This is a genomic window from Streptomyces sp. NPDC048171 (assembly GCF_043202655.1).
Lineage (GTDB): Bacteria > Actinomycetota > Actinomycetes > Streptomycetales > Streptomycetaceae > Streptomyces.
In genome coordinates this window covers 712,867-726,505 of record NZ_JBIDAU010000001.1, presented here as the reverse complement: position 1 = coordinate 726,505, position 13,639 = coordinate 712,867, and the positions used below count along the sequence as shown (strand labels likewise).

The 13,639-nt window shown below is 72.9% G+C and carries 13 protein-coding genes; 2 read left to right on the top strand and 11 right to left on the bottom strand.

All coding sequences use genetic code 11. From position 1 onward, the window contains the following. Window positions 1–82 precede the first annotated feature (82 nt). Complete coding sequence (locus tag ACGF3J_RS03160; protein WP_161331667.1) at window positions 83–1,231, top strand: aldose epimerase family protein; 1,149 nt, start codon at window positions 83–85, stop codon at window positions 1,229–1,231. Window positions 1,232–1,333: 102 nt separating this feature from the next. Next, the gene (locus ACGF3J_RS03155) at window positions 1,334–2,974 is read left to right on the top strand and encodes a pyridoxal phosphate-dependent aminotransferase (RefSeq protein ID WP_393853429.1); all 1,641 of its coding nucleotides are present in this window, start codon (window positions 1,334–1,336) and stop codon (window positions 2,972–2,974) included. A gap of 37 nt (window positions 2,975–3,011) precedes the next feature. On the opposite strand, the gene ACGF3J_RS03150 is transcribed toward ACGF3J_RS03155, so the two are convergent. Genes ACGF3J_RS03150 through ACGF3J_RS03100 form a run of 11 tightly spaced genes read right to left on the bottom strand, consistent with a single transcriptional unit; the run spans window position 3,012 to window position 13,639 of the window. Next, on the bottom strand, window positions 3,012–4,253 hold the full coding sequence (locus ACGF3J_RS03150; RefSeq protein WP_161332349.1) for a lytic transglycosylase domain-containing protein: 1,242 nt from the start codon (window positions 4,251–4,253) through the stop codon (window positions 3,012–3,014). Between the two features lie 46 nt (window positions 4,254–4,299). Beyond that, entirely contained in the window at window positions 4,300–5,079 is a 780-nt protein-coding gene (locus ACGF3J_RS03145; protein ID WP_161332348.1) for a hypothetical protein, read from the bottom strand. Window positions 5,080–5,127: 48 nt separating this feature from the next. Continuing rightward, window positions 5,128–5,676: a nuclear transport factor 2 family protein gene (locus ACGF3J_RS03140; RefSeq protein ID WP_161332347.1), complete on the bottom strand. Its 549-nt coding sequence runs from the start codon at window positions 5,674–5,676 to the stop codon at window positions 5,128–5,130. A gap of 23 nt (window positions 5,677–5,699) precedes the next feature. Further along, window positions 5,700–6,299 carry a nuclear transport factor 2 family protein gene (locus tag ACGF3J_RS03135; protein ID WP_202559024.1) on the bottom strand — a complete coding sequence of 200 codons (600 nt, stop codon included), beginning with the start codon at window positions 6,297–6,299 and terminating at the stop codon, window positions 5,700–5,702. Next, window positions 6,296–6,811, bottom strand: a complete 516-nt coding sequence (locus tag ACGF3J_RS03130) for a hypothetical protein (RefSeq protein ID WP_161332345.1) — start codon at window positions 6,809–6,811, stop codon at window positions 6,296–6,298. Before ACGF3J_RS03130 ends, ACGF3J_RS03135 begins: the two co-directional genes overlap by 4 nt. Beyond that, window positions 6,808–8,088, bottom strand: coding sequence for an MlaD family protein (locus ACGF3J_RS03125; protein WP_161332344.1), 1,281 nt, complete (start codon window positions 8,086–8,088; stop codon window positions 6,808–6,810). The genes ACGF3J_RS03130 and ACGF3J_RS03125 overlap by 4 nt, the downstream gene beginning before the upstream one ends. Next, a complete protein-coding gene (locus ACGF3J_RS03120; protein WP_161332343.1) occupies window positions 8,085–9,251 on the bottom strand; it encodes an MCE family protein in 1,167 nt (388 codons plus the stop codon). The genes ACGF3J_RS03125 and ACGF3J_RS03120 overlap by 4 nt, the downstream gene beginning before the upstream one ends. Then, window positions 9,248–10,285, bottom strand: a complete 1,038-nt coding sequence (locus ACGF3J_RS03115; RefSeq protein ID WP_161332342.1) for an MCE family protein — start codon at window positions 10,283–10,285, stop codon at window positions 9,248–9,250. Before ACGF3J_RS03115 ends, ACGF3J_RS03120 begins: the two co-directional genes overlap by 4 nt. After that, window positions 10,285–11,325 carry an MCE family protein gene (locus tag ACGF3J_RS03110; RefSeq protein WP_161332341.1) on the bottom strand — a complete coding sequence of 347 codons (1,041 nt, stop codon included), beginning with the start codon at window positions 11,323–11,325 and terminating at the stop codon, window positions 10,285–10,287. The genes ACGF3J_RS03115 and ACGF3J_RS03110 overlap by 1 nt, the downstream gene beginning before the upstream one ends. After that, window positions 11,322–12,386 carry an MCE family protein gene (locus ACGF3J_RS03105; protein ID WP_161332340.1) on the bottom strand — a complete coding sequence of 355 codons (1,065 nt, stop codon included), beginning with the start codon at window positions 12,384–12,386 and terminating at the stop codon, window positions 11,322–11,324. The genes ACGF3J_RS03110 and ACGF3J_RS03105 overlap by 4 nt, the downstream gene beginning before the upstream one ends. Next, window positions 12,383–13,639, bottom strand: coding sequence for an MCE family protein (locus tag ACGF3J_RS03100; RefSeq protein WP_161332339.1), 1,257 nt, complete (start codon window positions 13,637–13,639; stop codon window positions 12,383–12,385). The genes ACGF3J_RS03105 and ACGF3J_RS03100 overlap by 4 nt, the downstream gene beginning before the upstream one ends.

The following is a 13,639-nucleotide window of genomic DNA, read 5'->3' as shown; positions in this document are numbered from 1 at the left end:
GCCCACGCGGCGGAGCCGCACATCGGCACAGCCCCGCGTCCCTGAAGGGGCGCGTCCATCAACCCACTCGAGGAGTTGCCGGATGGAATTGAACAGGCGCACGGTCATCACCGGCGCGGCCGCAGCCGGTCTCACCGCCGCCGCCCTCGGCGGCACCGCACACGCCACGGGAGGCACGAGGCCGGTGAAGGAACTCTTCGGCAGGCTCGCCGACGGGACCAAGGTGTACCGCTGGTCGCTGGAGAACGGCGGCACGCGGATGAAGGTGCTCTCCTACGGCGGCGCCGTCCAGTCGCTGGAGATCCCCGACCGCAGGGGCCGCCACGCGAACGTCTCCCTCGGCTTCGACAACCTCGACGACTACGTGGCTTCCAGCCCCTACTTCGGTGCCCTGATCGGCCGTTACGGCAACCGCATCGGCAAGGGCCGCTTCACCCTGGACGGCAAGGAGTACCAGCTCTCCGTCAACGACGGCGAGCACAGCCTGCACGGCGGCGCGCGCGGCTTCGACAAGCGGGTGTGGGACGTCGAGCCGTTCACCGACGGCCCCGACGTCGGCCTGGTCCTGCACTACACCGGCGTCGACGGCGAGATGGGCTACCCGGGCACGCTCCGGGCGCGGGTGACGTACACGCTCACCCGGCGCGGGGACTGGCGCGTCGACTACGCGGCCACCACCGACCGGGCCACCGTCGTCAACCTCACCAGCCACGTCTACTGGAACCTGGCCGGTGAGGGCAGCGGCACGGTCGAGAACCACGAGCTGTCGATCGCCGCCTCCCGCTTCACGCCCACCGACGCGGGCCTGATCCCGACCGGCGAACTGGCGCGGGTGTCCGGGACGCCCTTCGACTTCCGCCGGGCCAAGCCCGTGGGCCGGGACATCCGGGACGACCATCCGCAGCTGGTCACCGCCAAGGGCTTCGACCACAACTGGGTGCTGGACAAGGGTGTCACCGACCGCCCCGAACACGTCGCCACCCTGCGCGACCCGGCCTCGGGCCGGACCCTGCGCATCGCCACCGACCAGCCGGGCCTCCAGTTCTACTCGGGCAACTTCCTGGACGGCACCCTGACCGGGACCGGCGGCGCGCTCTACCGCCAGGGCGACGCCCTGTGCCTGGAGACGCAGCACTTCCCGGACTCGCCGAACCAGCCGTCGTTCCCGTCGACGGTGCTGCGGCCCGGACAGACGTACCGGACCTCGACGGTGCACTCGTTCGACGCGTGAGGGCACACTTTCTTCACACGCGTTGAACGACGCCCCTCCCGCCTCCGTATGTAAGGGCGGCCCGCACCTCCCCGCGCGGGCCGCCCACCTACGGAGGTCCATTTGTCCGGCAACGTCACCTCGCTGTTCCGCAGCACCGCGGCGCACAGCCCGTCGATGGCTGCGCTGGCGCGGGAGAGCGGGGACGAGACGGGTGCCGGCCCGGTGGACTTCTGCATTCCGTGCAATCCGTACTTCCCCACCCCGGCGATGTTCGACGAGATGGCCGTCCGGCTGCGGGACATCATCACGTACTACCCGAGCAGCGCCGACACCATCACCGCCGAACTGTGCAGTCTGCTCCAGCTTCCGCCGCAGTGCGTGGCGATGGGCAACGGCTCCACGGAGCTGATCACCTGGATCGACCACCTGCTGGTGCGGGAGTCCCTCGCCGTCCCCGTCCCCACCTTCGGCCGCTGGACCGACCAGCCCATGGAGACCGGCAAGCGGGTCGACATGTTCCCGCTCCAGGAGTCCAGCGGCTTCGCCCTCGACCTCGCCCGGTACGCCGAGTTCATCCGGGCCCGCGGCACCCGGGTCGCCGTCGTCTGCAACCCCAACAACCCCGACGGCGGCTATCTGCACAAGCAGGCGCTGGTGCAGTTCATGGACGCGATGGCGGACCGGGACCTGGTCGTCGTCGACGAGTCCTTCCTGGAGTTCGCCGACGCGGAGGCGGAACCCAGTGTCGTCCAGGAGGCGATGCTGCGCCCCAACGTCGTCGTGCTGCGCAGCCTCGGCAAGAACTTCGGGCTGCACGGCATCCGCTTCGGCTACCTGGTCGCGAACCCGGCGCTCGCGGGCCGGGTGCGCGCCATGCTCCCCAAGTGGAACCTGAACTCCTTCGCGGAGCACGTGGTGTTCATGCTCCGCGACCACGGCGGCGAATACGCGCAGAGCCTGCACCAGGTCCGCCGCGACCGGCTGGAGATGGCCGGTCAGCTGTCCGCGCTGCCCGGTCTGACCGTCTACCCCTCCCAGGGCAACTTCCTCTTCGTGCGCCTCCCGGTGGGCGCGGAGGGCACCGTCGTCCGGGACCGCATGCTCACCGAGCACCGGGTGCTGGTCCGTGAGTGCGGCAACAAGATCGGTTCGTCCAGCCGCTTCCTGCGTCTCGTGGTGCGCCCCCAGGTGGACGTACGTCGCCTGGTGTCCGGCCTGGAACAGGTGCTCTACGGGTCCAGGAGGGGAGCCGCCGTGCCCGAGCCGGCCACCGGGACCGGCTACAGCTCGGGCACGGCGGCGGTGGACCGCCTGATGACCCAGACCAACGGGGCCGGGATGCGGGCGATCGCCGCCCAGGCCGCCGGTGCCGGTGTCCCGGGGATCGCCGCCGCTCCGGCCGCCGGCACCGGCATGCCGCTCCCCGCCGCGGTCCCCCCGCAGGCCCCGCCCCCGGCGCCGCTCCCCCAGCAGGCGCCGTACCCCGGGCCGGTGCCGGTCCCCCAGCCGGCACCGGTCCCCCAGCCCATGCCCGCACCGGCTCCGGCGCCCGCACCCATGCCGGCGCCCGCACCCATGCCGATGCCCGCGCCCGCCCCGGCGGCAGCGGCCGCGGCGCCCTACCCGCCCATGGGTCCCACCCCGCCCGGCGTCCCCGCCCACGGTGGCCTCACGGCCGCCCAGGTCAGGGGCACCAACGGACTGGAGTCGGTCCCGGCGACGGGCTGGCCGAACGCCGCCGGGATGGGCCGGGCGGGCTGAGCGCCGGGCTCCGGGGTCGCGGCGGCCGTGGCCCTGCCTACTCCGTCGCGGTCGGCGAAGGGCTCGGGCAGGCCGTGCCGTCCGGGGAGGCGCTGGGGTCGGGTGTCGGGGTTCCCGTTTCCGGAGAGCAGTCGTCCGTCGGGGTGGGCGACGGGCCCGGGTCGGTCGGGTCCGGCGACGGTGACCCGGTGGGGCTCTCGGTGGGCGGCTCCGTGGGCGGGTCGGAGGGCTCCTGGCTCGTCGAGGGCGCCGTCGGGGTGGAGGGGTCCGGGCTCTTCGTCGGTACCGGGCGCGAGGGCGAGGGGGCCGGCCTCGACGGTGTGGTCGTCGGGTCCGGGCCGATGTCGATGCCGTCCTCCCGGCCCACGGGATCCTTGCCCCCGCCGTCGACGGGCTCGGTCGCGGGGGTGTCGCCTCCCGCGCCGGGGCTCTTCGGGACGACGCCCTTGCCGTCCGGCACGGTGTGGACGCCCCGGCTGTAGAACTCCAGCCAGTACCGCACCAGTTCGACGTAGGCCCGGGAGTTGTTGTAGCTCAGGATCGCCCGGTCCAGGTCCGCCGCCCGGCCCAGGTCGCGGTCGCCCGCGCACAGGTAGTGTCCCGCCGCGAGGGCCGCGTCGAAGACGTTGTTCGGGTCGGCGCGGCCGTCTCGGTTGCCGTCCGCGCCCCAACGGGCCCAGGTGGAGGGCAGGAACTGCATCGGGCCCACCGCCCGGTCGTAGACCGTGTCGCCGTCGTGGGAGCCCCCGTCCGTGTCCCGGATCAGGGCGAAGCCCCGGCCGTTCAGCGGCGGCCCGGTGATGCGGCTCAGCGTCGTGCCCTTCCGGTCGACCGCGCCGCCGCGCGCCTGGCCCGACTCGACCTTGCCGATCGCCGCGAGCAGTTCCCAGGGCAGCCGGCAGCCGGGGTCCGTCCTGCCGACGGCGGCCTCGGCGGCGCGGTAGGCGCGCAGCACGGTGGCGGGGATGCCGGACTGGGCGCGGATCTCCCGCCCGAGGACCGGCGCGAGGGCGGGTGTGCCGTTCCGTGCCGCCAGGGGCGGGAGTTCGGTGTGGTAGGAGCCGTCACCGGGTGGCGCGAGGGCGGCGAACGGGCCGCCCGGCGGCGAGAGGGGCAGGTCGTCGGCGGCCGGTCCCGCGTGGGTGTCCTTCGCGTCCCCGGTGAGTCCGGGGGCCTGGGAGGCGGTGAGGGCCGCCATGGCCGCAACGGCGAGGGCGGTGGTGCGCAGCCTCCTGCGGCTCCGGCCGGCGTACCGGTGCCGGGCACGGCGTACGGACATGGTCGTCACTCCTGTCGGATCCGTCGGAGACGATGTGGGGGTGGCCTCAGCGGCCGAAGGTGTCGAGGGCGGAGACCAGCCAGCGTCCGTCGCGGTGCACGACGTCGACGGCGAGCATGGCCGCCGCGTACACGCCCTGGTCCTCGGCGGCGTCCTTCCTCTGGCCGGCCTTCTCGCCCGCCTTCGTGCCGGCGGTGGCGACACTGCTCTGGTCGGCGTAGACGAGGACCCGGGCACGGTCGCCGTCGATCCGTTCGACCGCGCTCTCGGTGACCGTCGTGGTGATCACCGCCTTCTGCCGGTCGGCCCGCTCCCGGACGTCGGCGAGCAGTTCCCGGTGCTGGGTGAGGGCCTTGCCCGTCAGGAGCTCCCGGGCCGCCTTGTCGAGGGCGCCGGGGTCGGCGTGGTCGTAGGAGAAGAGCCGGTCGACGGCCTTGGTCGTCTGTCCCTTGATCTCGCTGGTGCGGGCGAGGTCGGTCAGCGCGGTGTTGCCGCGCGCGGGCTCGTCCCGGAGCGCCCCGGCCTCCGCGTGCGCCCAGCCCGCGAAGACGCCGAGCAGGATCGTCAGCGCGCAGAGCAGCACGAGGCCCAGTGGCCGGCGCCGTCCGGCGGGGGTGGGCTTCGCCCGCTCGGTCTCGGCGACGGCCGGACCCGGCCTCGGTTTCGGCTTCGGTTCCGGCTTCGGCTTCGGCTTCCGTGCGGAGGACGGCGGCGGCGCTTCGGCGGCCTCCGGGGACGTCAGGACGGCCGTGCCACCGGAGGTGGGCCGGGTCTCGCGGGCCTGGCGGCGCCGCTGGCGGTTGATGTGGTGACGGGTCGTCGACATGTGCGGTGTCCTCCTCGCTGCGGCCGGCTGCTGCGGGTACGGGACCGGTCAGCCGGCCGGTGCGCCGCCCACGGGTGCCTGGCCCAGGGCGCTCAGCTTCCAGCGGCCGTCGGTCCGGGTGAGTTCGCCGAGCATGCGGCTGTCCTTGTCCGACTTCGATCCGTCGGACGCCTTGACGGTGACGCGCAGGGCGACCAGCACACGCGCGCGGCCGGCGCGGTCGTCGAGTTCGGTGACGGCGCCCGAGAGCACCCGGGCCGTGCTGACCGTCTTCGCCTCCTTCACCTGGTCGGCGAAGGCCGCCCGGCCGGAGGCCAGTTGTTCGTGCAGCTCGCCGGTCGTCGACGACTCCCAGAGATCCAGGCCCCGCTGCAGCTCGCGGTGATCGAGCGTGTTGAGGTTCTGCACGGCCTGCTCCCCGGCGCTGAGCGCCGCGTCCCGCTGCTCGGCGTAGGCGGCCTGCTCGTCGTGGGCCGCCCCGTACCAGTCCTGGCCCGCCCACGCCGCGAAGCCGCCCGCGACGAGGGTGAGCGCGAGCGCCAGGGCGGGCAGCGGCCGGAGCCGGAGTGCGGTGCGGACACGGGCCGCGCGTTTCATGGGTACTCCCGTCTGCCGCATGTTCAGCGGGCCTTGAGGTCGACGATCCGCCAGCGGTCGTCCTGGAGCCTTGCCGTGACCGTGAGTTGGGCCGCGGCGGTGGTGGTGGTCGCGTTCTCGCCCTTGCCCTTGCCCTTGTCGCTTCCGCGGTGGGAGGTCTGGTCGAGGAAGACCAGCAGGCGGGCCTCGTCGCCGTCGAGTTCGATCACTCCGGTGCGGACGGCCCGGGTGCTCAGGGTGACGCGCTGTTCGGTGAGGTCGTCGCGGACCCGGGCGAAGAGGGTCTCGTACTGGCGGGCGGCGCGGCCGTCGAGAACGGTGCGTGCGGAGCGCTCGGCGGCCTCCGTGCCGTCCGGTGTGTAGGAGAAGATCCGGGCGAGGGCGTTGCCCACCTCGCCGGCGACGCGGGAGGTGGCCTCGGTGTCGGTGAGCGCTTGGTTGCGGGCGGGTGCGGCCGATCTCTCCTGGTGGGCCGCGTAGAAGAAGCCGCAGCCGGCGAGGACGAGGACGGCGGCTGCCGCGGCCGGCAGGGCGCGCCGGAGGCGCCCGCCCGGCGGGCGGCCGTCGGGGGCGTCGCCGGGCGCGTCCGCGGGGGCGGTCTCGAGGACGGGCTCCGTGGTCATCGCTCCTCGCCCTCCTGCTCCGCCTCGACCGGTACGGCGCTCAGCGCTCGCACCTTCCACTCCCCCTCGCCGGTGCGGGCCAGGACCGCCTCCAGGCGCTTGCGGTCGGTGGCCGGCTTCTTCGTCGTGGCGGGCGTGACCTCGACGCGGACCGTGGCGATGAGCTTGGCCGTGCCGGACCGGGTGTCGAGCGCGGTGACGGCGGCCCCGGTGACCGTGGCGCGCGCCGAGGAGCCCGCGGCGGGCTCGGTGTCGCCGAGTTCCTCGCGCAGCGGGCCGGTGGAGACGGCGCGCCAGTCCCGGATGCTCCGCTCCGCCCGCTGCCGGGTGGAGGCGTCGAGCGTGGTGAGTACGGCGATGCCCTCGCGGCCGTCGGCGAGCGCCTCGTCCCGCTCCCTGCCGTACGCGAGCGAGTCGTCGGTGCGCGCCTGGGCGTACGTCCAGGCACCGGTGGAGCAGACGCCGAGGGCGAGGGCGAGCGCCGCTCCGGTGAGGATCCGCGCCCGCCTCACCGCGCACCGCCGGTGGCCGGGTCGAGGAGCGCCGTCAGGTCGGACGGCGCCTCGCCGCTCTGTCCGGGCAGCGCGAGGGCGCCGGGGAGTGCCGCGTCGCCGCCGCTGCCCGTGGGTCCTGCGCCGCCCGAGGGCAGGGAGCCGGGCCGGGCCGGTTCGGGTACCGCACCGCCCTTCGGGGCGTTCCCCGAGCCGCGCACGTTCGAGCCGGTGGAGGCCGGGGCGGTGCAGGCCGCGTCGGTGTTGAGGGCAGGAGCGGTGCCGAGGTCGAGGCCGTTGCGGTAGCGCGTGCCGCCGTAGCCGTCGGTGCAGGGCAAGGGGGTGAAGAAGGTGACGGCCATGCCGAGGTTCAGCTTCCCTCCGTCGACGGCGGTGGCACCGGCGGAGACGGCCGCCGGGTACTTCACGAGGAGTTCCTCGATGCCGCGCTGCCGGGTGACGGCGACCTCGGAGGTGGTGAGGAGGTTGGCGAGGACGACGCCCAGGCTCGGGTCGAGGTCCCGCAGCAGGCCGCTGACCTGGGTGGCGGCCTCGGGGGTGACCGCGAGGAGGCGGCGCAGGTCGGCGTCCGAGCCCTTGAGGGCGGCGGCCAGCTCCTCGGCCCCGACGGCGAAGCCGCGGATGGCCTCGGCCTCCTCGGCCTGGGTGCGCAGGACGGTCTCGCCGTCGTTGATGAGCAGCGTGGTGGACGGCAGGGCCCGGTCGGCGGCCTCCACGAAGTCGCTGCCGCTGTCGAGCAGCACCTGGAGGTCGTCGCCGTGCCCCTCGAACGCCTTGCCGAACTCGTCGACGACCGTGCGCAGATCCTCAAGCGGGACAGAGCCCACGAGGTCGTCGACGCTGGTGAGGACGTCCGTGACGGGTGCGGGCACCTGGGTGTCGGCCTGTTCGACGCGGGCGCCGTCGGCCAGGTAGGGGGAGCCGTCGCTCTCGGGCCGCAGGTCGATGTACTGCTCGCCCACGGCGGAGAGCCCGGCGACCACGGCCTTGGTGTCGGCGGGGATGCGCGGGGCGGACTTCTTGATGCGCAGTTCGGCGACGACGCCCTCGGCGGTGAGGTCGATCGGTCCGACACGGCCCACCGAGACGCCCCGGTAGGTGACGTCGGAGTGGGTGAAAAGCCCCCCGGTGCGCGGCAGTTGTACGTCGACGGTGTAGTAGTCGGCGACGCCCACGTACCGGCCGAGGTCGGCGTAGCGGATGCCGAGGTAGGACAGGGCGAGGACGGCTACGAGCAGGAAGGCGAGGTTCTTCAGCCGTACTGCGAGGGTGATCACCCGCGGTCACCTCCGGGCTCGGACACGGAGGGCAGCGGCAGGGGCGAGGCGGACCGCTGCTCCGCCGGCGCGGAGGAGCGCTTCCTCTCCTTCGCCGGTGTGCCCTCGGGCACGATGGGCGGGATCACCTGGGTCCCTGGCACGGCGACCATGCTCAGGTACGTGTTGAGGTAGTCGCCCTTCACCCCGCGCAGCACCTCGTCGGTGAACGGGTAGGTCAGCAGCACCTGGAGCGAGTCGGGCAGGTCCGTGCCCGCGTCGGCGAGCGCCTTCAGCGTCGGCGCGACGGCCTTGAGGTCGGCGATCATGTCGTCCTTGCTCGCGTTGATCGTGGAGACGGCGACGCCGGAGAGCGTGTCGAGGGAGCGCAGCATGGTCAGCAGGGAGCCGCGCTGCTTCTCCAGGGTCTTCAGGCCGGGCGAGAGGCCGGTGAGGACGGTGCCGACGTCCTCCTTGCGGGTGGCGAGGGTGGAGGAGAGCCGGTTGACGGCGTCGAGGGCGTCGGTGATGTCACCCCGGTGGTCGTCGAGGTCGCCGACCAGGGTGTTGACCCGCTTGAGCATGGAGCGGACCTCGGGTTCGCGGCCGCCGAGCGCCGCGCCCAGTTCCCGGGTGATGGTCTTGAGCTGGCTGACGCCGCCGCCGTTGAGGAGCAGGGACAGCGCGCCGAACACCTCCTCGACCTCGGTGTTGCGCCCGGTGCGGGCCAGCGGGATGACGCTTCCGTCCTCGAGGGGGCCGGCTCCGGTCTCCTTGGCGGGGGCGACGAGCTGGATGTACTTCTCCCCCAGCAGGCTGGACTGTTCGAGCCGTGCGGTGGTGTCGGCGGGCAGCCGCACCTCGCCGTTGATCTCCATGGTGACGCGGGCCGACCAGTCGTCCTCGCCGAGTTCGATGCCGGTGACCCGGCCGACGGCGACGTCGTTGACGCGCACCGCGGAGTGCGGGACCAGACTGAGCACGTCCTGGAGTTCCGCGGTGACGGTGCGGGGGTGGTCGCCGAGGTCGGCGCCGCCGGGCAGCGGCAGGTCGTCAAGGCCGCCGAAGCCGCGGGGCACGACGGTGATCCCGCCGATGGCCAGGGCGAAGCCGAGACCGAGGGCGATCACTCCGCCCGCGGTCAGTCCGGCGGCCCGGCCGGCGGTGAGGGTGCCGCGCTTCATCGGCCGTCTCCCTTCGTCCCGTCGCCCTCCGGCTCACCGGTCGCGCCCGTCACGGGCAGCGGCAGCAGGGGACCCCCGATGCTGATCTCGTTGAGGTTGGCGCGGCCGTCGAGGGTGCGGGTGTCGGGGTTGTAGGCGTTCACGACGTTGCCCGCGGCCAGGGGGGCCACGTCCAGCGCCTCGGCCAGCGAGGCCCGTTGCTCGACCAGGGTCCGGGTGATGGGGACGAGCCGGTCGACGTTCTTCTTCAGCTCGCCCCGGTTGTCCTCGATGAAGGTCTTGACCTGGCCGAGGGCCTTGCCGAGTTCCTCCAGCGCGCCGGTGAGATCGTCCTTGTTGTCGGCGAAGAAGCCGACGACCTCGTCCAGGCGTTCCTGGGCGGTGCGCACGTCGGTGTCCTTGTCCTTCAGCATGGTGGTGAAGGTCTGGAGACTGCTGAGCGTCTTGAACAGGTCGCCGCTGCTGCCGTCGAGGGTCTTGGCCGCCTTGCCGAACTCCTCGACGCCGGTGCCGATGGCCTCGCCGTTGCCGTCGAGGTTGGCGGCGCCGGTGCGCAGCAGGTCGGACAGGGCGCCCTCGGAGTTGGCGCCGTCCGGGCCGAGGGCGTCGCCGAGTTCGGTGATGGAGTCGTAGATCTGGTCGATCTCGACGGGGACGTGGTTGCGGGAGGCGGGCAGTACGGCGCCGTCGGCGAGGGCGGGGCCCGTGGCGTAGGCGGGGGTGAGCTGGACGTAGCGGTCGGAGACGACGCTCGGTGCGACGACGACGGCCCGCGCGCCCTTCGGGACCCGCACCCCCTCGTCCAGGCGGAGGCCGACGCGGACCGTCGTGCCCTGCGGCCGCACCGACTCCACCTCGCCGACCCGGACGCCGAGGACGCGCAGGTCGGATCCGGCGTAGACGCCGATGGCGCGGTCGAAGTAGGCGGTGAGGCGGGTGCCGTCGGCTTCGAGGGCGCGGGCGGTGACCAGTCCGGCGGCCGCGAGCACCGCGAGGGCGAGCAGACCGGTGAGGATCTTCCGGCGTCGGTTCATCACTCACCGCTCCCCTGGGCCGCGGCCGGCTGTTTCGGCGGCAGGCATCCGGTCTCGGGCTGGGAGGTCTCGGGCAGGTAGGCGCGGGGCACCACGCCGCACAGGTAGCTGTCGAACCAGCGGCCGTTGCCGAGGGTGTTGCCGACCATGCGGTAGTACGGTCCGACCAGTGCGAGGGTCTTGCCGAGCTGCGTGTTGTTCTTCTCCAGGACACCGGTGACGCGGCCGAGCGCCTTGAGGGTCGGGCCGAGCTGCTTCTCGTTGTCCTTGACGAGGCCGCCGAGTTCGATGCCGAGGTCCTGGCTGCCCTTGAGCAGGGCGCTGATGGCGGCGCGGCGGTCCCGCAGTTCGCCGAGGAGTGGGCCGCCGTCGTCGATGAGGGTCTCGAAGCTGGACTTCTTGTTCTCCAGGGTCTCGGTGAACCTGGCGCTGCCCTTGAGGAGTTCGGACAGTTCCGAGTCGCGCTTGGAGACGGAGCGGGACAGGTCGGACAGGCCGGTGGCGGCCTTGCGGACGTGGGGCGGGGAGTCGGCGAAGGTGTCGGAGATGGTCTCGAAGCTCTCCGCGAGCTTGCGGGTGTCGATGTCGTCGACGGTGCCGCTGAGGTCCTGGAACGCCTGGGTCACGTCGTACGGGGAGGTGGTGCGGGTCAGCGGGATGCGGCTGCCGGGATCCTGGCGGGCGGCGCCGAGCGGGTCGAGGGCCAGGTACTTGTCGCCGAGGACGGTCTTGATGGCGATGGCGGCCGTGGTCCGGTCGCCGAGCCAGGCGTCCTCGACCTCGAAGGAGACCTTCACCTTGGGCCCGTCGAGGGCGACGCCGGTGACCTTGCCGACCTTGACGCCGGCGATGCGCACCTCGTCGCCCTCGTCCAGGCCCGCGGCCTCGGAGAAGTCGGCGCTGTAGGAGGTGGAGCCGCCGAGCGGCAGGCGCTCCACGTTGTAGACGAGGACGGCGATCACGGCGAGGACGAGCAGTCCGACGATGCCGACTCCGACGGGGTCGCGTTCCTTGACGGGCTTGAGGTGCGGGCGCCTCATCCGCGGCACCTCGATTCGGTGATCGCGATACCGGTCGGTGGTTCGGAGCCGTCGGAGGTGGTCACTCCGCTCACCCGGGCCTCGCAGAGGTAGAGGTTGAACCACGATCCGTAGGAGGACAGGCGCGTCAGGGCGGTCATCTTGGCGGGGGTCCGTTCGAGGAAGTCCTCGATCTGCGGGGTGTGCTCGCCGAGGTTGTCCGAGAGCCGGCCCAGTTCGCGGATGTCCTTCTTGAGCGGCTCCCGGCCGTCCTCGAGGAGGCCGGCGGTGACCGTGGTGAGTTCGCCCATGGCCGTGACGGCCTTGCCCAGGGGTTTGCGGTCCTCGTTGAAGCCGGTGACGAGTTGCTGGAGGGTGACGACGAGGTCGTCGAAGCTGTCCTCGCGGTCGTTGAGGGTGTCCAGGACGGTGGTGAGGTTCGTGACGACCTGGCCGATCACCTTGTCCTTGGCGGCGACGGTCGTCCCGAGCGAGCCGATGTGGCGGATCAGGCTGTCGACGGTGGCGCCCTCGCCCTGGAGCACCTGCACGATCGACCCGGCGAGTTCGTTGACGTCCTTTGGGGAGAGTCCCTCGAACAGCGGCTTGAAGCCGTTGAAGAGCAGGGTCAGGTCGAGCGCGGGTGTGGTGCGGTCGAGCGGGACCGTGCCGCCCTCCGGGAGCGTGCCGGTGAGGTCGCCGCTGCCGCGGCCGAGGGCGACGTAGCGCTGGCCGACCATGTTGAGGTACTTCACGGCGGCGGTGGTCGAGCGGGGCAGCGTGCGGTCCTCGCGGACGGTGAAGGTGACCTGCGCGGTGCGCCGGTGCACCACGCGTACGTCGGTCACCTCGCCGACCGGCACGCCGGAGATGCGCACGCTGTCCCCGTCCATGAGCCCGGTGACGTCGGTGAACAGGGCCTTGTAGGTCCGGGCGCCTGAGTCGGAGCCGGCACCGCCGCCGGCGACGCCGAGGCCGAGCACGGTCGTGGCGAGGGCGGTGACCACCACGAAGACGAGGGACTTGAGCAGCGGCCCGGTCAGCGGGCGGCGCCGGGTGTGCGCGCTGTCGCGATCGGTCATCGGAGCGTCACCTCCGTACCGCGGTAGACGGGGCCGACGAGCAGGCTGCTCCAGTCGGGCAGGCCTTCGGGGCTCTCGCCGGCGGCGGGGGCGAGGAGTTCGTTGACGAGGTCGTTCTCGGACGGGGAGTTGGCGGGCCCGAGGTCCTGGTCCGCCGCCGTGGACGCGGTCCGCGCGGTGGGCCGGGGCAGTGCGCCGACGTACGGCACGGAGGGGCAGCGGGGGCCGCCGCCGGAGTCGTACACCGGGGTGTCGCGGCCGGGGCGGTAGGCGCCGCGCGAGGGGACGGTGGTGACGTCGACGTGGATGCCGGGCCGGTCGGTGCCCTTGCCGAGCGCCTTGTCCATGGCCGGGACGAACTCGGCGAGGGTGCGCAGGGTGCAGGGGAACGCCGAGGAGTACTCGGCGAGCAGTTCCAGGGTCGGCCTGCTCGTGGCACTCAGCCGGATGATGTTGTCCTGGTTCTTGCGCAGGAAGGCGGTCACGTCCTCGGAGGTCCGGGTGGTGGCGCCGAGGGTGGCGGCGAGTTCGGCCTCCTGCTCGGCGAGGGTGCCGCTGGTGGTGGTGAAGTCGGTGAGCGCCGTGATGATGTCGGGCGCGGCGTCCGCGTAGACGTGGCTGACCTTCACGAGTTCCTTGAGGTCGCGGTTGAGGGCGGGCAGGTTGGGGTTGAACTCCTCCAGGTGCTCGTCCAGCAGGCTCAGCGTCTCGCCGAGCCGCTCGCCACGCCCTTCCAGGGCCTGGGAGACGGCCGACAGGGTGGCGGCGAGCTTCTGCGGCTGGACGGCGGTGAGCATCGGCAGGACGTCGTCGAGCACCTGCTGGAGCTCGATGGCGTTGGCGGAGCGGTCCTGGGGGACGACGGCTCCGGCGGCCAGCGGCTCGGCCGAGGGGTTCGCGGGCGGTACGAGGGCCACGAACCGCTCGCCGAACAGGGTGGTCGGCAGCATCTGCGCGCGCACGTCGGACGGTACGTGGTCCAGCGAGCCGGGCTTCATGGCGAGGGTGAGCCGGGCCCCGGCACCGTCGGCGTCGATGTCGCGGACCTCGCCGACGACGACGCCGCGCAGTTTCACCTCGGCGCCCGGGTGCATCTGGTTGCCGGCGCTGCCGGTCTCCACGACCACCGGGTCGGACTCGGTGAACTCCTTGTCGTAGACGGCGACGGCCAGCCAGATCAGCAGGGCGGGCACCAGCAGGAACACCACCCCGGCGAACCGGTGGCCCAGCGTCTTTCCCCGCGGTCCGCTCAT